Genomic DNA, 20,692 nt, shown 5'->3' on the forward strand with positions numbered 1-20,692 from the left:
TCGGGCCGCTCTCGTCGTGATGCGGATCAGTAGTTGAACGCCTCTGCCCAGTGCTGCGAGTACTCGGCCTGACGTTCCACCTCGGTCAGCGGCATACGCCAGACCTTGTCGGAGTCGAGCGGCGGGAGTTCACGGCCGAGCGCGGTCGGCGGTGCGACGTCGGGTCGTACGCTGTAGTCGCCCAGCTCGGTGAACAGCTCCTGGCCGCGCTTCGAGAAGTTGTAGTTCATGAACACCTCGGCCGCTTCCGCGTTCTCGGCGGTGGCGGTCCTGCCCAGGTAGTAGTCGAAGGTCACGAAGCCTTCCTCGGGCACGACGAAGTCGATGGGCGCCTTGTCCTCGGTGGCGGTGACGTTCACCGACGCCGAACCCGTGGTCGCGATCGGCACCTCACCGCGGGCGAAGGCCGTCAGCTTCTGGCCGGCACCGTCGTAGATCGTCGGCTGCAGCGCCGCGAGCTTCTCCCAGTAGCCGTCCTCGAGCTTCTCCTCGACGAACCAGTTGAGTGCGACGTTGGAACCGCCCGTCGCACCCTGCGAGATGCCGATCTTGCCGCGCCACTTCTCGTCGAGCAGGTCGGCCCACGAGGTGGGTGCCTCCTCCTCGGTGACGGCGCGGGTGTTGTAACCGAAGGTCTGCACCACGTTGGTGACCCGGGAGAAGTTGCCGTCCTGGATCACGACCTCCTCGAGTTCCTCGGTGCCGGGCACGACGTACGGATTCCACACGTCGGCGTCGGTGAAGCTGTCGACGATGTCGTAGTCGGAGGTGCGGATCACGTCGGCGTTCAGACGGCCTGCGCCCTGCTCGGAGAGCACGCGCTCGGCCAAGCGGGCCGGGACGAGGCGCATCAGGTCGACCTTGATGCCGGTGTCGCGGGTGAACGCCTCGATGAAGGCCTGCTCGTTGGATTCCTGGTAGCTCGAGTACAGACTCAGCGTCTGCGACTTCGCTACCTCGTAGGTCTCCTTGTCGGCGATCGTCTCGCCGTCGATGACCAGACCCTCCGAGGTGTCGACCTCGGCCTGGGAGGTGACGCCGTCGGAATCTCCGCCACCGCACGCCGCGAGTGTCGTGGCGAGGACGACCGACAGAGCGGTGAGCGCTACTTTGCGCGTTTTCATGGTGAGGCCCTTCGTTTCTCGAAAAGTCCGGTCAGAGCGAATTGGTTCCGGAGTCCGACGCTTCGGCGAGCTGCTTCTTCTCCCGGTTGCCGGCGAGCTGGGCGAGGACGGCCAGCACGGCGATCACCAGGACGAACAGCACGCTGATGGAGGCCGCGACCGCCGTCTGCCCGTTCTCGAAGTTGTCGAAGACCAGGATCGACAGGATCCGGGTGTCGGAGGTGAACAGGAACAGCGAGGCCGACAGTTCGCGCATCGCCAGCATGAGCAGGAGCAGGAAGGTCGACACGATACCGACGCGCATCAGCGGCACGGTGACGTTGGCGATGGCGCGCGACCGGCGGGCGCCGAGCATCACGGCACTGTCCTCGAGGTCGCTGTGCAGCTGCAGCATCGACGACGAGATCGAGCGGTAGCCCTGCGGCAGCGCCACGGCGACACAGGCGACGGCGAGGATGATCAGCGTGCCGTAGATCGGGATCGGCAGGCTGAGCCAGGTCCAGAGGATGCCCATGCCGAGCACGATCGACGGGATGGCGAGCGGTGCGGTGGCGATCTGCTCGAGCAGGGCGCCGAGGCGGCTCTTGGTCCGGTAGCGGATGTACGAGGCGGAGAAGCTGATCGTCGTACCGGCGAAGGCGGCGACGACGGCCACGACCACCGAGTTCACCAGCGCCTTCTGGAAGTCGGCCGCCGAGGCCACCTCCACGATGTTGTCGAACGACATTCCGCCCTGGAACATCTGGGACATGCTGTACAGGTACGGCGAGTCCTGGGTGGCGGCGAGGAAGAGCGCGCCCATCGGCAGTGCGATCGCGAGCAGGAAGTACACGAGCGCGAAGATCGTTGCCGGCCAACGCCAGCCGCGCAGCGGCACCTGACGGGGACGGGCACCCTTGCCGGTCATCGTCGTGAACTTGCGGCGGTTGACGATCCACTGCTGGCCCATGGTGACGAAGACCAGGCCGAGCGTGAGCAGGATGGCGATACCGGCGGCGGCGTTCGCTTGGGCCGGGGCTGCACCCATGAGCCGGAAGATGTAGGTGGGCAGGGTCTCGATCCCCGCGGGGTTACCGAGCACCGCCGCGACCGGGAAGTTCTCCATGCTCAGCGCGAAGACGAGGATGCCCGAACCGAGCAGGGCCGGCATGGCGAGCGGCAGGGTCACCGTTCGGAACATCGTCTTCAGGGAGGCGCCGTGCACGGTCGCGGCCTCTTCGAGGTCGGCGTTCATCATCGACAGCGAACTGTGCACCAGCATGAACACGTACGGCGCGTAGAACAGGCCGAGAACGAAGATCAGGCCGGGGATGCTGTAGATGTTGATCGTCATGCCCAGGCCCAGGTCGGCAAGCAGGATGTTGACGAATCCGGCACTGGGAGAAGCGAGCAGCGACCAGGCGAGCGCACCCACGAGAGCCGGCACGAACACCGGCGCCATGCCGATGAAGAAGATGAACCGGCGCCAGGGCGCATCGGTGCGAGCACAGATGAAGGCGAGCGACGCACCGATCACGAGCGCGATGACCGTCGCCCCGAGGCCGAGCATGAGGGAGTTCACCAGACCCTTGACGGCGTCGGGACTCGTGAGCACCTTGAGGTTGTCGAGTGTGAGGGCACCGAGACCGCTGTTGCCCGGACGCGGCACCTCGGTGGCGATCGCGGCGACGAGCACCAGGATCATCGGCATGATCACCAGGACGGCCAGGACGGCGAGGACCACCAGTGCCGCGCCGTTCTTGCGGAGGATTCCCCTGCGCCACAACGGCGCCGATACCGGGGTCTCCGGCTCGAGGTCGTCGACCGGATGCGTTTCGGGGGGTGTGGCCAGCTGGGTCATGCCGCGACCTCCTGCAGTCGTGCCTGTCGTGCCACATCGGCCGGCAGGACCTGGACGTTCTCCGGTGAGACCGAAGCGAACACGCGATCGCCGATCTCGAAGCGCTCGGCGCCCTTCGTCGGGGCGAAGATGTCGAGCTCACCCCCGTTGTCGAGGGTGACGGCGTAGCGGACGCTCGAGCCCTGGAAGCTCGTGACGGCGACGCGACCCGAGAACTCGTTGGTGCCACCGCCGGACACAGTCGACAGCATCAGGTCCTCGGACCGGATGCACGCCTTGAAGTCGTCGGCGGCGGCGAGGCCGCGTTGCTCGGTGCGGATCACCTCTCCCCCGTCGCGAACGGCCGTGACGTAACCGTCGGTGCCGACGGTGGCGGTGCAGTCGAAGATGTTGGACACACCGAGGAAGTGCGCGATCGACGCGCTCGCCGGCTCGTTGTAGATCGCGGTGGGGCCGCCGATCTGCACGATCCGTCCGCCCTGCATGAGCGCGATGCGGTCGGCGAGTGCGAATGCCTCCTGCTGGTCGTGCGTGACGTAGACCGTGGTCAGGCCGAGGCTCAGCTGGATCTCCCGCAGTTCCACCCGCAGGCGGTCGCGCAGGCGGGCGTCGAGGTTCGACAGCGGCTCGTCGAGCATGAGCACCGAGGGGCGCATCACGAGCGAGCGGGCGAGTGCCACACGCTGCATCTGTCCACCGGAGAGCAGGCTCGCGCCACGCTGCGCGAAGTCCGACAGACCGACGAGCTCGAGCACCTCCGCGACACGCGACTTGATCTCCGCCGCAGGGAGTTTCTGCAGCTTCAGCGAGTACGCGACGTTCTGGAAGACGGTCATGTGCGGCCACACCGCGTACGACTGGAAGACCATGCCGACGTTGCGCTTGTTGGGCGGCAGGTTGATGCCCTTCGCCGCGTCGAAGACGACCGTGTCGCCGATGGTGATGCGACCGGCGGTGGGTTCCTCGAGGCCGGCGATGCACCGCATGGTGCTGGTCTTGCCGCAGCCCGACTTCCCGAGGAGCACAACCGATTCGCCCTCGTCGATCTCGAGGTTGAGGTTCTCGATGGCCGTGAACTTCCCGTAGCGGAGCTGCAGGTTCTCGATCGTGATCTTCATAGTGGTTCCTCAGGTTGTCTTTCCGGCGGGTGTCGGGTCCTACTCGAAGTACGTGACGGCTTCGATCAGCACCGGGGAGGTGCCTTCGAAGGCTCGGTGCAGGGCCGCCTTCAGTTCCTCGGCACCGGTGACCCGTTCGCCCTTCACGCCGTAGCCTTCCGCGATCTTGACGAAGTCGATGTCGGGCACGTCGAGTCCCGGGGTGTCGCCGGTGTCCAGAGCGCGGGTGAACCGGCGCAGCGCACCGTACGTACCGTTGTTGAGGATGACGAACACCACCGGCACGTCGCGGCGGGCCGCGGTCCACAGTGCGGTGATCCCGAAATTGGCGGATCCGTCACCGATGGTCGCGACCACGCGACGCTCCGGATGGGCGAGCTGGACGCCAACGGCAGCGGGCAGGCCGAAGCCCAGGCCGCCGGAGGCCGGCGAGTAGAACGAACCCGGTTCGACGAGTTGCGCGTGCCGCCAGAAGGCGTCCGCCGTGGAGGTGGATTCGTTGACGTAGACCACGTCGCGGGGAGCGATCTCGGCGATGGTGGCGAACACCGTGTCGGGGTGCATGGCCTCGGTGCGATCGGCTCCGCGTGCGAACGCCTCCCGTGCCGGCTCTGCCGGAAGGTCGCGGCTGCGGACCCGCTCGGCGAGGATGCGCAGCGTCGCGCCGACCGGCGCGAGGTAGGCCTCGCCGAAGGGCGCACGGGCGACCTCGCCGGTGTCCTCGGACAGGTGCAGCACGCGCGTGCCCTCCGCCAGGAAGGGACCCGGACGGTAGTGGTGGTAGCGGAAGACCGGGGCACCGGCGACGAGCACCACGTCATGGTCGGCCAGTGCCTCGTGGATGGACATGACGTTGGCGGGCAGCACCCCCCGGAACAGCGGATGGGTGTTGGGGAAGGGGCACCGCGACGGCGACGGTGCGATCCATACCGCGGCTCCGAGCGATTCCGCGAGCTGCACCGCGAAGCCGTTCGCGCGCTCCGCGTCGACGTCCGGTCCGAGGACCAGGGCGGGACGGACCGCACCGTCGAGGGCGGCGAGCAGTTCGACCGTCATCGCCTCGGACGGTTCGGTCGTCGTGGTGACGCGCCGCTCGGCGAGGTAGGAGGTGTTGGCCGGGGCCTCGTGCTCCCAGTCGTCATAGGGCACCGAGACGTAGACCGGGCCGGGGGCGGGCAGGGTCGCCATGTGGACGGCCTGGCTGATGGTGCGGGGCACGTCCTCGGGGCAGGTCGGTTCGGCGCTCCACTTGGTGAGCGGTCGGGTCAGGCTCGCCGCATCGACGTTGGCCAGCATGACTTCCTGGCCGATGGTGTCGCGCACCTGCTGCCCCGCGGTGATCACCAGCGGCGAGTGCGAGTACACCGAGTTGGTGAGCACCCCCATGCCGTTGCCGGTGCCGGCTGCGGCGTGCAGGTTCACGAAGACCGGCTGTCCGCTCGCCTGCGCGTAACCGTCCGCCATCGCCACCACGGCGCCCTCGTGGAGACCGAGGACGTACTCGAAGTCCTCGGGGAAATCCTTGAGAAACAGAAGTTCGTTCGAGCCGGGGTTGCCGAAGATCGTGGTCATACCGTGCCGGCGCAGCAGCTCGAAGGTCACTTCGCGAATCGTGGGCATGCAGAGGTCCCCTTACAGCAGGACGAGAAGAGAATTCGTAGGGTCGGGACGACCACTTATCAGCACACTATGTTAGAGCGGTCACATAGATCCAATAGATTCTGCCGATCGCATTATTCAATGCATCTATAGTCGGCCGAATGGCGAACAACTACGACCTCAGTATGCTGCGGGTGTTCGTATCCGTCTACAAGACCAGAAGCGTCACGCTCGCCGCCGAGAACCTCTTCGTGGCCCAGCCGACCGTGAGCTACGCACTTGGCAAGCTGCGCAAGCGATTCGGCGACGAGTTGTTCGTCCGCCGCCACCAGCAACTCGTACCCACACGACTGGCCGACGAACTCTACCCCCGCCTGCGGGAGGTGCTCGAGCGTCTCGATGCCGTCATGAACGCCGCCGAGGCGTTCGACCCGGCCGCCACGACCCGGACCTTCCGGTTGGTGCTGTCCGATGTGGGCATTACGGGGCTTCTGCCCAAAATCATGGCTGCCCTGTCCGTTCGGGCTCCCCTCGCGAGCGTCGACGTGGTTCCCCTCGCCCTCTCGCACGCGGGCGAGGCGCTGTGGCTCGGGGACGCCGACGCGGTGGTGTGCACACCGGTTCTGAACGGGCAGGATCTCGACCGCACGCCGCTGTTCACGCAGCCCTACATCGGAGTGCGCCGACCCGACCATCCACGCATCGGACCGACACCGAACCTCGCGGAATTCGAGGCGGAACGGCACGTGTCGGTTGCCGTCGAAACCGGACATACTGCAGTGGATCTGCGCATCCGGGAACTCGGAATCCACCGCGACGTCGCGGTCACCCTCCCGAGCTTCACCGGCATCGCCGGCGTGTTGGCCTCGACCACCTATCTGGGATTCGCCCCGCGCGTCTACGCCGAACGCTCCGCCCGTCTCGGCGAGGTCGGCCTGTACGAACTGCCTTTCGAGGTACCGGAATCGGTGGTATCGCTGTACACGATCCGGCGCGACCTGCCGTCCCCCGAGATCGACTGGCTACGCGAGCTCGTCGTCGAGATCCTCGGCGACGGTTCGACGCTCGACCCGGCGTAGCTATCCGCTCGAATGCAGGATACGGCCGGTCAGAACTCGCCGGTCGCCGCGAGATCACGGGAAATCGCACGTGCCGTAGCGATCACGCGCGGCACGATCTGCTGGGGTTGTGGAATCCGGGACTCGGGGAAGGCCACCGTCACGCTGGCGACGATGCCGCCCTGCGAATCGAGCACGGCGGCCGCGACGGAGGTGCGGCCGGGCAGGCCGTCGTTGCGGGCGATCCCCACACCCGTGCGGCGGATCTCCGCGAGTTGCGCACGCAGTTCCGGTATCCGTGCCGCCATCTCCGGATCCGACTCCGCATCGGCGACGAGCTCGTCCCAGGCCTCGGGGCTGTAGGCGAGCAGGACCCGCCCACCTCCGGTGCGGTGCAACGGAAGTCTGCGGGTCGCCCGGGAGGAATTGGCGGTGGGTTTGACGCGGGTGATGCGGTCGGAGAAGATCCCGTCCGATCCGTCCCGCACACCCAGGTAGACGGTGCCGCGTGTGGCGACGTGCAGGTCGACGAGATAGGGCTGCGCGAGCTCCCGGAGGCGACGCACCTGCGGCGCACCGATTCCCAGGCTCCAGATCCGCCGTCCGAGACGGTAGCGACCGTGGGACAGGCGTTCGACGCCCTCCCACCGCACCAGCGCCGCAAGCATCCGATGCACCGTGGCCGGTGGGAGCCCCGTGCGGTCGCAGATCCCCGCGACCGTCATCTCGGCGCCCCCGGCGAAACAGTCGAGGATCTCGAAGGCACGACCCAGGACCGACCGCTTGCCGTCGTCGTTGTTGCTCATGGCTCGTCCTGAGGTGGTGCGGGATGTGTACGACAACATCGAATCACATCCCGCACGCACCGTCCCGGACAGCCGTGTCGCGCACCGTCGATCGTTCTCAGAACGGATACGGCGCGATCTCCGACCGCACTGTGACCCACTGGGTTTCGGTGAAGGCCTCGAAGTTCGCCGCCGGACCACCGAAGCGGGAACCCGTTCCCGACGCCCCGGTGCCCCCCATCGGCGCGTACGCTTCGTCGCCGACGGTCTGCTCGTTGATGTGCAGCTTGCCGCAGTCGATGCGATCGGCCAGCTGCATCGCGAGCCCCACTTCGCCGAGGATGCCGACCGACAGTCCGTACTCGCTCGCGTTCACCAGGGCAGCGGCCTCGTCGAGGTCGTCGAACGGCACGACCGGGGCGACCGGCCCGAAGATCTCGTCCGTCCACGCCCGCATCGACAGGTCGAGGTCGGCGAGCACGGTGGGCCGGTAGTACTGGCCGTCGTTGGTGCCACCGGCACACACCCGGGCACCGGCGTCCACGGCGTCGCGCACGATCGCGTCGATCGACTTCAGCTGTCGCTCGTCGATGATCGGGCCCAGGTCGACGTCGTCGGTGAACGGATCGCCGACCCGCAGCGCGTCGGCCTTCGCGGCCAACTTCGCCACGTACTCGTCGTAGATGTCGCAGTGGACGATGTGGCGGCCGGTCGCCATGCAGATCTGCCCCTGGTGCAGGAACGATCCGAAGGCTCCGGCGGAGGCGGCGCGGTCGAGGTCCGCTCCGGGCAGCACGATCAGCGCGTTGTTGCCTCCGAGCTCGAGGTGGGCCCGCTTGAGCAGGCGCGATGCGGCCTCCCCGACCCGGCGCCCGGCTGCGGTGGAACCGGTGAACGAGATGACGGCGACCTCCGGTGCGGAGACCACGGCCTCCCCGACGTCGGCGCCACCGGTGAGCACGTGGAGCACACCCTCGGGGAGACCGGCCTCCTCGAAGATCCGCGCGAGAACGACCCCACCGCTCACGGACGTACGCGGATCGGGCTTGAGCAGCACGCTGTTGCCGAGCGCGAGCGCCGGTGCGACGGAACGGATCGACAGCGTCAGCGGGAAGTTGAACGGAGCGATCACCGACACCACGCCCGCGGGACGGCGACGCGAGAACGACCAGCGGTCACTGTCGGTGGCCAGCACCTCTCCCGACGGATGCGTCGGAAGACCGGCCGCCTCATAGCATTCCGCTCGCGCTGCCGCGAGCTCCCGGCCGGCCTTGAGCCGGGTGCCACCCGACTCGCGGACCAGCCACTCCTCGATCTCCCCGGCGTGCTCGGCGAACAGGTCGCCGGCGCGACGCAGCACGGCAGCCCGGTCGGCAGGCTTCGTCGCGGCCCACGCCCCTTGCGCACGGGCTGCAGCGGTCGCCGCAGCCCGGACCTGGCCGGCGTCGGCGACACCGATCCGGCCGAGCTCCGTGCCGGTGGCGGCCTCGAGCGCCGGCTGGTCGCCCGCCGCTCCGGGGATCCAGCCACCGCTGTGGATGTTGCCGGCCCAACGGCCGGGGTCGAGAAGGTTCATCATGCTCCTTGCAGGCGCCGCGGCGTCGGTTCGGTCAGCGGTTCTTCCACACGGGTGCGCGCTTCTCGAGGAAGGCACGGACACCTTCGACGCGGTCCTCGCTCAGGTACGGATTGGGGCCGACGTTCAGGCGCAGGGCGCTCGGCAGCGGCAGACCCCAGCTCTTGGTGGCCATCTCCTTGTAGCGGCGCAACGTCACCGGCGAGTTCGCGAGGATGTCGTCGACGTACTTCTGGACCTCGGCCTCGAAGTCCTCGCGCGGGACGACGCGGTTGATCAGGCCCATCTCCTTGGCCTCCTCGACCGGGATGGTCCGCGCGGTGTAGAGCAGGTCCATCGCGACGGCGCGGGGCACCAGACGCGGCAGCAGCACCGAGCCGAGGTTGGCGCCCATGCCGCGGCGTGCCTCGGTCAGGCCGATCGTGGCACCCTCGACGGCGATGCGGACGTCGCTGGAGAGCACGATCTCGCAGCCACCTGCGATGGCGTGGCCGTTGATCGCGGCGATGACGGGCTTGTACGTCTCGAGCATCACCTCGAACAGCGCGCGGTACAGGCCGGTCATCGGGACGTGGACCTGACGCCCCGAGCGGGCGATGTCGTCCATCTCCTTCATGTCGCCGCCGGCGCAGAACGCCTTGTCCCCGGCACCGGTGATGACGACGGCGAAGACGTCCGGGTCCTCCCCCGCCTCGACGAACGCTTCGGTGAGCTGGTTGACTGTGCGACGCGCCATCGCGTTGCGGCGATGCGGACGGTTGATCGTGATCCACGCGGCGTTGCCGCGTACCTCGTAGAGGACCTCGTCGGAGTAATCCGGCTCGGCGTTGTCGACGGAACCGACTTCGGTGGTGGTCATGCTCTTTCGTTCCTTTCGCGGTCTCGTCAGGCCGGAGCCTGCTCGGTGGCGGCTCGCACCACACCGTCGGCGATCAGTGCGCGGATCTCGTCCTCGCTGCGTCCGAGCGCCGCGAGCACCTCGACGGTGTCCTCACCGAGGGCGGGCGGGCACTTGGTCAGCGGCGGGTACTGCCCGTCGAAGGTGACCGGGAGGTTGACGACCTCGAGATCCTCGACGACGGGATGAGGCAGCGGCTGCAGCATGCCGGTCGCCTTGACCTGCTCGTCGCGGTACACCATGTCGACCGTGTTCACCGGTGAGTGCGGCACGTTGGCGGCCTTCAACCGGACGAGCAGTTCGTCGAGGGTGAACTGCGAGGTGCGCTCGCCGAGGACGTCCTGGACGAGCTTGCGGTTCTCGACGCGCACGGGGTTGCTGGTGAAGCCTTCGCGCTCCCCCAGGTCCTGCGCGTCGATGGCCTCGAGCAGGCGACGGAAGATGTCGTCGTTACCGGCCGAGATGAAGATGTGGCCGTCGGCGGTCGGGAAGGCGCCGTAGGGCACCACGCCGCGGAAGCCGGAGCCCAGACGACGCGGGGCGGGGTTGCCGGCCGCGATCCCGATGAGCGGCGAGGTGATCCAGGTCAGCGCCGTCTGCAGCAGCGAGTTCTGCACGTGGCAGCCGTTGCCCGTCATATCGCGGCGGCGCAGCGCCTCGAGCACCGACATCGCCATCCACATGCCGGTGCCCATGTCGAGCAGCGAGACGGGCACGCGGGCGGGTTCGCCGCCGTCCTCACCGGTCATCGACACGATGCCCGAGAACGCCTGCAGCAGCGGGTCGTAGGCGGGCTGCATGGCGCGGGGGCCGGTGTGGCCGTAGCCGGACATCTCGCAGTAGATCAGCCGCGGGTTGAGTTCGTGCAGGTACTCCCACGTGAATCCCGCCTTGGCGAGTGCGCCGGGGCGCAGGTTCTGGACGAGCACGTCGGCGTCGCGCAACAGGTCGACGAGGATCTTCTTGCCCTCGTCGGTCTTGTAGTCCAGCACGACGGACTTCTTGTTGCGGTTGAACGACATGAACGCGATCGACTCGCCGTTCCATGCGGGCGGCGCCCACTTGCGGGTGTCGTCCCCGGCCTGTCGCTCGATCTTGATGACCTCGGCGCCGAGATCCCCGAGGATCTGCCCGCCGAACGGCGCGGCGACCGAGGTGCTGATCTCGATCACCCGCAGGCCGGTGAGGGAACCGGGTGTGGGCTCCTGGATGGGAGTGCTCATGCGGAATCTCCTGTTCGGGACGACGCACCGGTGAGCAGCGTGCGTTCGAAGTCGTCGCGGGCGGCCGAGCGGATCTCGGTCTTCCAGGGCGAGAGTGCGCCCTCGTAGACCTGCGGTCCGAGCCGGAAATGCTGTGCCTGTTCGAAGGTTTCGATGAACGGCATGTCCATCGCGTAGACGTCGCTGCCGTAGGGTCGCGGACCCGCCTTCGAGACGTGACCCCACAGTTCGTGCCCGACGATCTCCTCGGCGAGCACCACGGCCTCGATGAGAGCCGCGAGATCGACACCGGTGTCGATGCCTTCGCTCTCGAGGAAGTGCACGAAGTCCTCGGTGGGGATCATGCGGGTGAGCCGGCCGTTGCCGCAGTAGGGGCAGCCGCCGAGTCCGCCGATGGCGGTGTCGACGACGAGGGTGTGGCGCTCGTCGAGTTCGCAGAAGGCGGCGTAGGCGCTCAGCGGCGCCATGCCGCGCGCGTTGTGCAGGTGCACCTGGAAGTGCCAGATCTCGGGCCAGGTCGCAAGAATCCGGCGGATCTGGGAACGCATGGCGGCGGGGGTGTTCCAGCTCATCGGATCACCGAGGTGGACGCGCGTGACGGGAACGCCTGCGGCGGTCCACTTGTCGATCTGCAACTGCAGGATCTCCATGCGGCGGTCCTCGCCGATCTCACCGGTCCAGTTCGATCCCCAGCACGCGTTGACGGAGACCTGGGCCTCCTGCGCACCGCGTTCGACAGCGCGGGCGATGACACCGTCGAGCGCGTCGATCTCGTCCTGCATCGACCGTGCGGTGTTGCGCTGGACGAAGACGTCGTCGAGGTGGATCTTGGACTGTCCGATGCGCGGGTCCGGCGGGGTGATCTTCGGAGCGAACGACGCGCGCCGCTCGACACCCTTCTGGTTGAGTGCCAGGGCGGTGTAGCGCACTCCGTCGACCGGGGTGAATCCCTCGACGATCTTCTCGATCTCCGCCATCTGCGGCACCCACTTGGGTGAGACGAACGAGCCGACCACGATGGTCTTCAGGCCCGTGGCCGAGAGTGCGTCCAGCAGCCGGATCTTGTCCTCGACCGGGATGTTCGCACTCTCGATCTGCATGCCCTCGCGCATGCCTTCCTCGATGATCTCCACCCTCGGGTGCGAGCGCTGTGTGGCGGTCATGCCAGTCGTCCTTCCGTACGGTATTCCGGCGCCAGGGCCGCGGCGACCTGCTGCAGGGCTCCGCCGCGCGCCGATGCGACGAGCGCGGAGTGCAGGGTCGATGCCGCTTCGGCGGTGAGTCCGCCGGTGGCGCAGCAGTCGTCGAACTTGTCTCGTAGTTCCTCGTCGCTCAGCGGGTTGCGTCCGTCGCCGCGGGTGATGTCGACGCGTTCGGCGTGTCGTGCACCGTCCTGCGTGAGCACCTCGACCACCGAGTACCCACCCGAGAAGGTCGGTGCGCCGGCGGGAGGTTCGGCGCTCTCGGTGATGCTCACCGCGTTCATCAGGCGGATGGTCTCGGGTTCGGCGAACGCGTCCTCGGTGAAGTCGGCCAGGACGACGGCTCCGCGCTGCAGTGCGACCGAGACGGCGTACTCGGCGCTGAACTTCGCGGCCGTGGCCGAGACCGGAGGGAAGGCCACGAGCGCGCGGGTTCCCCTCGGATGCACGGTGATCCGGACCTCGCGGATCGGGGCGCCGGCGATGCGCTCGCGCAGTGCCAGGCTTGCGTCGATGCTGCGGTGCGTGCCGTAGCAGGCGGGATACCTCTTGATGCCCCAGTCGCTGGGCCACGCGTCCAGCCAGTACTCGAGGCGTTCGGCGAGGGTCTCGTCCGGATCACCGAGCGGTGCCAGTTCGGGATCGCCGTAGCGGTCGAAGAATCCGGCGTCCGCTTCGAGTTCACGCGGATTGGCGGTGAAGCCCGCCTCGGCGAGATCGACGGCCGTGACGGCGTCGCGGGCGGCGAGGCCGGCGTGAAGCGGCTTGGTCATCGATCCGAAATTGGGACGCGAGCCCGCGGCCATCGAGGCCACGATGCCCAGGGCGTGCGCCGCGTGCTCGGACGACATCTCCACCAGGCGCGCAACGGCCGCGACGGCGGCGAGCCGGCCCACCGTGGAGGTGGTGTGCCAGCCCCGGGCGTAGTGGACGTGCTGCGGGAGCAGGTCCGCCACCGCGCGGAAGACGGCGGCACCGACGTCGTACGCCTGCACCAGCCGGCGGGTGTCGGCCCCGCGCTGCTCGGCGACGGCGAGCAGCGCGGGAACGATCACCGTGCTGGGGTGGATGGGCATGCTCGGCGAGATGTCGTCGTAGTCGAGCTGGTGCCCGGCGGTGCCGTTGAGCAGCGCTGCGGTGGCAGCGCTCGCCGTGCGGCCCGTCGTCCATACCGTTGCCCGGCCCGAGGTTCCCTCGGCCGCGGCCCAGTTCTGCAGGATCCGTTCGGCGGGCTCGTGCGCGGAGGCGAGAGCCGAGCCGACGGTGTCGACCAGGATGCGGCCGAGAAGTTCCTCGTGTTCGTCACGGGCGATCTCGCCGCCCGCGGCGAAGGCGGCCAGCACCGACGTCAGTCCGTCGGTGTCGGTCCGCAACGGCATGGGTGCACCCATCGTGCTTCTCCTAGTACGACTTCGGCAGGCCGAGCGTGGCGTGCGCGATGCCGGCGAGGACGATGTTGTTGGAGATCGGCGCGGTGGAGGGGAGGCGGGCCTCGCGCCACTTGCGCTCGATGCCGTACTCCTCGGCCGCGGCGTATCCGCCGAAGGTGTCGAAGGCGGCCTGCGCTGCCTGCCAGAGTGCCTGCGAGGCGAGCAGTTTCGCGCCGTTGACCTCGAAGCGGGGGTTCTCGCCGGCAGCGTACATCTCGGCGGCGCGCCAGCGCATGAGCGAGGCGGCCTGCAGGTTCGCGTAGGCCTGGGCGATGGGGAACTGGACGCCCTGGTTCATGCCGATCGGGCGGCCGAAGACGTGCCGCTCGTTGGCGTACTGGACGGCGCGGTCGATGAGGTGGAAGCCGGCACCGATGTACTCCGAGGTGACGATGATGCGCTCGGAGTTCATGCCGGACAGGATGACCTTGAAGCCCTTGTGCTCCTCGCCGATCCGGTTCTCGACCGGCACGCGCAGGTTCTCGATGGCGAGCTCGTTGGTCTCGTGGTTGACCATGGTCTTGATCGGGGTGGCCCGGATGGTGCCGTCCTCGATCGCCTTGCGCAGGTCGACGAGCAGCACGGTGAAGCCGTCGGACGGCTTGGAGGCGTCCTCGCGCTTCTTGGTGCGGGTGAGCAGAAGCAGCAGGTCGGAGTGCTGGATGCGGGAGATGAAGATCTTGTTGCCGTTGACGACGTACTCGTCGCCCTCGCGCTGGGCGAAGGTGCGGATGCGAGTGGTGTCGGAGCCGGCGTCGGGCTCGGTGATGCCGAAGGACTGCAGACGCAGTTCGCCGGAGGCGATCTTCGGCAGGAAGCGCTGCTTCTGCTCGTCGTTGCCGTGACGGAGCAGGGCGCCCATGGTGTACATGCCGGCGCGCGCCGCACCGGCGTGGCAGCCGTTGCGTTCGAGCTGCTCGAGAACGACTGCGGCATCGCGGATGTCGGCTCCGCCTCCGCCGTACTCCTCGGGGACGAGCATGCCCATCCAGCCGGTCTCGTAGAGCGTGTCGACGAACTTCTCCGGGTATTCACCGGCGGCGTCGCAGGCACGCCAGTAGTCGTTGTCGAACGGCTCGCACAGCTCGTCGATGGCGCTACGGATGGCGCGCTGTTCTTCCGTGAGACTGAAGGCGGACGATTCGATTGCGGTCACGGCGACCTCTCCTGCATGTCGTGGGTGTGATGACAGCCAATCCGACGTCCAGGAGACGCAGAAGCCCATCTATCACCCAGTGAAATGGTTCGTGGAAATCGGTGGTCGGGAACTCCCGACGGACGGTAGCCGTGAGAGTAGGGCCGTCCGGAGCGGCCGAACAACGCCGACTGTCACTCAGTGATAGATCGTTTTCGGAATCGCAGGAATCGAGCGGTCGAGGGTTGACCAGCCATTCTCGCGAACCTAATCTGTCATGCAGAATCGAATTCCTCGATACAGAACATCTCTGTGATCACCGGAAAGGTTGCCCTATGAGCACCTCGGCAGAAATCATCGACGTCCCCCTGCTCATCGTCGGCGGCGGCATCGCAGGCCTCGCCACGGCCCTCGGCCTCGCCCGCAAGGGCCGCCCGGCGCACGTGATCGAGCGCGCCCCCGAGTTCGGCGAGGTCGGCGCCGGCATCCAGCTGGCCCCGAACGCCATGGCGGTCCTCGACAGCCTCGGCGTGATGGACGCGATCATGAAGGACGCCGTCCTCCCGCAGAAGAAGCGGTACATGGACGCCGTGACGGGCGAGGAGATCGGCACCGTCGATCTCGGACCCGAGTTCGTCGAACACTACGGCTACCCCTACGTCGTCACGCACCGGGCCGACCTGCACGGCGCGCTCCTCGAAGGCTGCCGCACGAGCGATCTCGTCACCCTGGAGACGAACCGCGAGGTCCTCCGCGCCGAGAACCTGCCCGACGGCCGCGCGAAGGTGGTCTGCGCCGACGGCACCGAGTACATCGCCGACGCCGTGGTCGGCGCCGACGGACTGCGCTCGTCGATCCGCCCGCTGATCGTCGAGGACGAGCCCGTTCCCTCCGAGTACGTCGCCTACCGCGGCACCGTGCCGATCGAGATGGTGCCGGCCGACGCCGTGGAGACCCCGATGGTGCTGTGCTGGCTGGGCCCGCACATGCACCTGATCCAGTACCCGCTGCGCGGTGGCAAGCTCTACAACAACGTCGCCGTCTTCCGCTCGGACTTCTACTCCCCCGACCACGAGAACTGGGGAACCGAGGAGGAGCTCGACGCCCGCTTCGGCCTGTGCTGCGACAAGGTCCGTGAGGCCGGGAAGTACCTCAACCGCGAGATCCGCTGGCCGATGTACGACCGGGAGCCGGTCACCACCTGGACCTCGGGCGCGGTGAGCCTCATCGGCGACGCCGCCCACCCGATGCTCCAGTACCTCGCCCAGGGTGGCGCCCAGTCACTGGACGACTCGCTCGCGATGGTCGATGCGCTCGTGACCGAGCCGAACGTCGAGGCCGCGTTCAAGACCTTCGAGGCACGACGGGTGCCGCACACCGGCAACATCCAGCGCCTCGCCCGGGTCGCAGGCGAGCTGTTCCACATCGACGGGGTCGGGCGCGCGCTGCGCAACTACTCCTTCAAGGACCACAACCCCACGGACTACGAGAACCTCGACTGGATGTTCATGCCGCTGTCGGTGGCCGGCGACACCCGCAACTACCCGTACTGACCTGCATCGTCGCCGGCCGGGCGTCCATCCGGCCGGCGACGGGGCTACCGCCCGGAACCGGCCAGGGCGTCGGCGAGTTCGTCGGCCGCCTTCCGGGCTGCGGCGAGCACCTCGCCCCAGCGGTCGACGCCGATCCGCCCGGTCGGGAAGGTGATACCGATGGCGAAGCCGGAGGTGCTTGCACCGGAGAACCCGGCGGCAGGGGTGCTTGCACCGGAGAACCCGGCGGCAGGGGTGCTTGCACCGGAGAACCCGGCGGCAGGGGTGCCCGCACCGGAGATCCCGGCGGAGGCGGCACCCACCGAGACGGCCACCGCGCTGACACCCGACTCGACCTCGCCGTCCTGTGCGGCGTAACCCCGCTCCCGGATCACCTCGAGCTGGGACAGCAGGGTCTGCCGTTCGGACTGTTGCAGGCCGTTCGGCAGATGAGGCTCGATGTCCCCGCCCATCCCGGCGAGCAGCGCCTTACCCATGGCGCTCGAATACGCCGGCTGCGAATGACCCGACCGGTCACCCACGCGCAGCAGATGGGGGCTCTCCACCGAGAGCAGCGTCAGTGCCCGATCCCCGTCGAGGGTGGCGAGGTGCACCGTCTCCTGGGTGAGGGCCACGAGCCGCTCCAGGATCGGCCGGGCCAGGTCGATGACCCGGCCGCGGAAGTTCGACAGCCGCTCCATGGTGGGACCGGCCCGGTACATCTTGGACTCCGGATCCTGTTCGGCGAAGCCGTAGTGCGCCAGCATCTGCAACAACCGGTGCGCGGTGGACGGGGCGATACCCAGCAGGGCGGCGGCATCGCCCACCCGCAGTCCGTCGGGTCGCTCGGCGACCACGAGGAGCAGTCGGAGAGCCTTGTCGACCGAACCGACAGGATATGCCGGTGCGTCTCGACGCGCAGAGTCAGTGGCCATGATTCTTTATAACAGAACGATTCGCAGTTATTCCTTGACCAACCACCCCAAATCCCGTATTAATTCTGTATCGAGGAATCAATCTCCGCATTGCAGAACAGAGAGGATCGTGCGATGAGTGTCGACACCACCCGGTCCGACGAGACGGTGCACGACGACTTCTACGCCGAACTCGCGGACAACCACTACTCCCCGCTCTGGCAGCTCATGGGCAATCTGGGCCCGGAAGCGAAAACCAATCTGGTGCCGCACATCTGGCGCTACGAGCAGGCGCGGCGGTTGATGGTCGAGGCCGGCGAGATCGTCCCGCTCGAGGACGCACTCCGCCGCGTCCTCGGTTTCCGCAACCCCGGCTGCCTCCCGCACCAGCGCACCGGAGCCACCGACACCCTCTGGTCCGCACTGCAATTGGTGCTCCCGGGGGAGATCGCCCCGGCACACCGCCACACGCCGTCCGCACTGCGCTTCATCGTCGAGGGCGACGGCGCCTACACCGTCGTCAACGGCCAGCGCGTCCCGATGGACGAGGGCGACTTCCTGCTGACCCCCAACGGGCACTGGCACGAGCACGGCCACACGGGCGAGGGCCCGATGATCTGGCTCGACGGGCTCGACTCCCCGCTGATGTCGCGGCTGAACCAGTACATCATCGAAGAGGACCCCGAATGCCAGGAGGTGGACGCACCGCTCCCCGCCGCCTACGGCAACGGACTGTTCGCCAAGCCCTGGGGCGAACCCGAAAAGGTCGAGCAGCCACTGGTGTACAAGCTCGCCGATGCACTCGAGACCATCGAGTACCTGCGTACGCGCGAAGGTGATCCCTTCGACGACATCATCGTCGAGTACCGCAACCCGATCACGGGCGGACCGGTGATGACCACCATCAGCGCCTACCTCCAGCTGATCCGCCCGGGCGTCGACACCCGTGCCCATCGGCACACCCACTCGACCGTCTACCACGTGGTCCGCGGATCCGGATACTCGATCGTCGACGGCCGGCGTATCGACTGGACCAAGGGCGACACCATCGCAATTCCGTTGTGGTACGAGCACTCCCACCACAATCCGACCGGCGAGGACGCAATCCTGTTCTCGTACACCGACAAGCCCGCCATCGATGCGCTCGGAATCGGCCGCATCCGACCCAGCGAGTAGGAATCATGAAGCTCTACGTCTACAACGACTACCGACTCGGCGTCGAGGCCACCGACGGCACCCTCGTCGACATCACCGATCTCGTCCCCGAGCACACCGAACCGCGTGAGCGCACGAACGCGCTCATCCGCGCCTGGTCGACCGTCTCCGCCGACGTCTCGTCCCGCGTCGCCTCCGGCGGCGGGCAGGCACTCGACTCGGTGACCGTCCGCGCACCGCAACCCCAGCCGCGCAACCTGTTCGCCGCGCCGGTCAACTACCACAAGCACCAGCAGGAGATGGGTGGGGAGAAGGGCGTCTACACCGATCGCAAGATCCTCGACGTCTCGGTCCGCAAGGGCTTCCTCAAGGCCGTCACGTCCATAGTCGGACCGGACGGCGCGATCGAACTCCCCTACGAGGACCGGCGTTTCGACCACGAGGCCGAGGTCGGCATCATCATCTCGAAGGAGGCGAAGCGGGTCTCCGTCGAGGAGGCACTCGACTACGTCTTCGGATACACCCCGCTGCTCGACATCACGCTGCGCGGCGACGAGGACCGGTCGTGGCGCAAGTCCATGGACACCTTCACCCCGATCGGCCCCTACATCCTCACCGCCGACGAGGTGGAGGACCCGGAGAACCTCGACTTCTGGCTCACCGTGAACGGCGAGATGCGGCAGAAGTCCAACACGTCCTTCCTCATCTGGGGCATCGCCAAGCTGATCTCGGAGTACTCGCAGGTGATCACCCTGCAGCCCGGTGACATCATCGCCACCGGCACCCCCGAGGGCGTCGCACAGATCGTCCCCGGCGACACCGTCGTGCTCACCATCCCGGCGATCGGCGAGCTGACCATGCCGGTCGTCGCGCGTCCCTAGAGTTCGACCGCAGTAAACCTCGCGTCGGTGGCCCGTTCGGGATATCGAGCGCCTGTCGATCGGACCACGTATCCGACTCGAACGGGTCACCGACGCTCTCGTCTCACCGCGCCTGCATCGCGCCGATCGGGTCGACGTACATCACCCGCGACGCCGCACCGAGCGCCGCCGCCGACCGCAGATCGTCGTCGGGTTCCGAGAACCGCAGCGGCACATCGTTGTACGACGACCGCTGCCGGTAACCGTCGGACACGTCCTCACGATCCGATCCGTGCCCGGTGAGCGCCTCACCACCGACGGTCACCACATCGGGATTCACGACGTCGCGCACCAGCGCGACCGCACGGCCGAGGAGCACCGCCCGGTTCGGCGACGGGTCGGTGCCATCGGCGCTCCCCGGTTCGAGTACAGCACAGAACGATTCGATGTCGTCGGCCGAGGACCGTGCGAGGCCGTCCACGAGCCACGCCATCGAGATCGATTCCTCCGCACACAGATACAGCCAGCTCTCGGGTCGTCGCCGGAAGGCACTCTCGAACCGGCGGTATTCGACCTCCGCGACCGCCTCCACGTACGGAACGACCGTGTACGGCGTGGGCACGATCGCCCGGAACAACACGTCCACGGGCGCTTCGCACCAGCCCAGCCGCGGGTGGTCGAGCGCCCCTCGGTGCTCGTCGTACAGACCACCCACCGCGAGGCCGGCCCACAGCGGCTGCCTGCCGTGCAGCTGCGACTCGTGCACCCGCAGCGCCGCACCGATCGCGGCGAAGACATCGAACGCCGACGCCGGGGTCGCGAAGGTCGTCCGGTGCAGCTCCCGTCCGAGCAGGTCGCCGGAGACCACCCGGGTCTCCCGCTCCCCCAGATGGATACCGGCGAGGAAGCCCCGTTCGGTGTCCACCTCCACCGGCACGTGCGGCCGTCCCACCCGCCCCCGCGGAGCGAGATCGGGACGGTCGCGCAGCAACCCGTGATCGAGCAACGACGTCACCGCCCGGTTGACCGTCGACGCCGACAGGCCCGTGAAGTCGGCGAGCATCGTGCGCGTCGCCGGTCCCCCACGTCGTAGGTGCTGCATGATCCACCCCGCCGGTGTGGTCTCGTCGACCCGGAAGACCCCCGGTCGCGCAGAACGCACGAGATCGAGAGTCGACCGTACCGCCGTTGTCCGCACCCCCGTCATGGCCAGAAGTGTCCCGCCCCGCCCGCGAGGACGGAA

General features: G+C 67.8%; 17 protein-coding genes. 4 read left to right on the forward strand and 13 right to left on the reverse strand.

Annotated features, from left to right (window positions below):
• Positions 1–26 precede the first annotated feature (26 nt).
• Genes ACWPOC_RS24235 through mdlC form a run of 4 tightly spaced genes read right to left on the reverse strand, consistent with a single transcriptional unit; the run spans position 27 to position 5,702 of the window.
• Positions 27–1,124 (reverse strand): ABC transporter substrate-binding protein, encoded by a 1,098-nt coding sequence (locus ACWPOC_RS24235; protein WP_120281141.1) that lies wholly within the window; start codon positions 1,122–1,124, stop codon positions 27–29.
• Positions 1,125–1,155: 31 nt separating this feature from the next.
• Complete coding sequence (locus ACWPOC_RS24240) at positions 1,156–2,964, reverse strand: ABC transporter permease (protein WP_120281140.1); 1,809 nt, start codon at positions 2,962–2,964, stop codon at positions 1,156–1,158.
• Positions 2,961–4,082: an ABC transporter ATP-binding protein gene (locus ACWPOC_RS24245; protein WP_016690987.1), complete on the reverse strand. Its 1,122-nt coding sequence runs from the start codon at positions 4,080–4,082 to the stop codon at positions 2,961–2,963. The genes ACWPOC_RS24240 and ACWPOC_RS24245 overlap by 4 nt, the downstream gene beginning before the upstream one ends.
• Positions 4,083–4,121: 39 nt before the next feature.
• A complete protein-coding gene (gene mdlC, locus ACWPOC_RS24250) occupies positions 4,122–5,702 on the reverse strand; it encodes a benzoylformate decarboxylase (RefSeq protein WP_016690986.1) in 1,581 nt (526 codons plus the stop codon).
• Positions 5,703–5,842: 140 nt separating this feature from the next.
• On the opposite strand from mdlC, the gene ACWPOC_RS24255 reads away from it, so the two are divergent.
• On the forward strand, positions 5,843–6,760 hold the full coding sequence (locus tag ACWPOC_RS24255; RefSeq protein WP_120281139.1) for a LysR family transcriptional regulator: 918 nt from the start codon (positions 5,843–5,845) through the stop codon (positions 6,758–6,760).
• A gap of 29 nt (positions 6,761–6,789) precedes the next feature.
• On the opposite strand, the gene ACWPOC_RS24260 is transcribed toward ACWPOC_RS24255, so the two are convergent.
• From ACWPOC_RS24260 to ACWPOC_RS24290, 7 genes are all read right to left on the reverse strand, one after another.
• Positions 6,790–7,545, reverse strand: coding sequence for an IclR family transcriptional regulator (locus ACWPOC_RS24260; RefSeq protein WP_016690984.1), 756 nt, complete (start codon positions 7,543–7,545; stop codon positions 6,790–6,792).
• Between the two features lie 97 nt (positions 7,546–7,642).
• Positions 7,643–9,100 carry an aldehyde dehydrogenase family protein gene (locus tag ACWPOC_RS24265; RefSeq protein ID WP_120283867.1) on the reverse strand — a complete coding sequence of 486 codons (1,458 nt, stop codon included), beginning with the start codon at positions 9,098–9,100 and terminating at the stop codon, positions 7,643–7,645.
• Between the two features lie 34 nt (positions 9,101–9,134).
• Positions 9,135–9,959: an enoyl-CoA hydratase/isomerase family protein gene (locus tag ACWPOC_RS24270; RefSeq protein ID WP_016690982.1), complete on the reverse strand. Its 825-nt coding sequence runs from the start codon at positions 9,957–9,959 to the stop codon at positions 9,135–9,137.
• 26 nt (positions 9,960–9,985) lie between these two features.
• Positions 9,986–11,221 carry a CaiB/BaiF CoA transferase family protein gene (locus ACWPOC_RS24275; RefSeq protein ID WP_016690981.1) on the reverse strand — a complete coding sequence of 412 codons (1,236 nt, stop codon included), beginning with the start codon at positions 11,219–11,221 and terminating at the stop codon, positions 9,986–9,988.
• A complete protein-coding gene (locus ACWPOC_RS24280) occupies positions 11,218–12,384 on the reverse strand; it encodes a beta/alpha barrel domain-containing protein (RefSeq protein WP_016690980.1) in 1,167 nt (388 codons plus the stop codon). Before ACWPOC_RS24280 ends, ACWPOC_RS24275 begins: the two co-directional genes overlap by 4 nt.
• The gene (locus ACWPOC_RS24285) at positions 12,381–13,814 is read right to left on the reverse strand and encodes an MmgE/PrpD family protein (RefSeq protein ID WP_120281138.1); all 1,434 of its coding nucleotides are present in this window, start codon (positions 13,812–13,814) and stop codon (positions 12,381–12,383) included. Before ACWPOC_RS24285 ends, ACWPOC_RS24280 begins: the two co-directional genes overlap by 4 nt.
• Positions 13,815–13,824: 10 nt before the next feature.
• Positions 13,825–15,009, reverse strand: a complete 1,185-nt coding sequence (locus ACWPOC_RS24290) for an acyl-CoA dehydrogenase family protein (RefSeq protein ID WP_016690978.1) — start codon at positions 15,007–15,009, stop codon at positions 13,825–13,827.
• A gap of 314 nt (positions 15,010–15,323) precedes the next feature.
• Here ACWPOC_RS24290 and ACWPOC_RS24295 point away from each other — a divergent pair, with 314 nt between their 5' ends.
• On the forward strand, positions 15,324–16,541 hold the full coding sequence (locus ACWPOC_RS24295) for an FAD-dependent monooxygenase (protein WP_120281137.1): 1,218 nt from the start codon (positions 15,324–15,326) through the stop codon (positions 16,539–16,541).
• 44 nt (positions 16,542–16,585) lie between these two features.
• Here the strand turns inward: ACWPOC_RS24295 and ACWPOC_RS24300 are convergent, their stop codons facing one another.
• Positions 16,586–17,455, reverse strand: coding sequence for an IclR family transcriptional regulator (locus tag ACWPOC_RS24300; RefSeq protein WP_455409448.1), 870 nt, complete (start codon positions 17,453–17,455; stop codon positions 16,586–16,588).
• A gap of 114 nt (positions 17,456–17,569) precedes the next feature.
• Here ACWPOC_RS24300 and ACWPOC_RS24305 point away from each other — a divergent pair, with 114 nt between their 5' ends.
• Together ACWPOC_RS24305 and ACWPOC_RS24310 are read left to right on the forward strand one after the other, a co-directional pair.
• The gene (locus ACWPOC_RS24305; protein WP_455409449.1) at positions 17,570–18,610 is read left to right on the forward strand and encodes a cupin domain-containing protein; all 1,041 of its coding nucleotides are present in this window, start codon (positions 17,570–17,572) and stop codon (positions 18,608–18,610) included.
• 5 nt (positions 18,611–18,615) lie between these two features.
• Positions 18,616–19,470 carry a fumarylacetoacetate hydrolase family protein gene (locus ACWPOC_RS24310; RefSeq protein ID WP_120281135.1) on the forward strand — a complete coding sequence of 285 codons (855 nt, stop codon included), beginning with the start codon at positions 18,616–18,618 and terminating at the stop codon, positions 19,468–19,470.
• A 103-nt stretch (positions 19,471–19,573) separates the two neighbouring features.
• Here ACWPOC_RS24310 and ACWPOC_RS24315 read toward each other — a convergent pair whose 3' ends face one another.
• On the reverse strand, positions 19,574–20,611 hold the full coding sequence (locus ACWPOC_RS24315) for a helix-turn-helix domain-containing protein (RefSeq protein ID WP_183070629.1): 1,038 nt from the start codon (positions 20,609–20,611) through the stop codon (positions 19,574–19,576).
• Positions 20,612–20,692 lie beyond the last annotated feature (81 nt).

The sequence above is a fragment of the Rhodococcus sp. 5G237 genome (assembly GCF_053764735.1).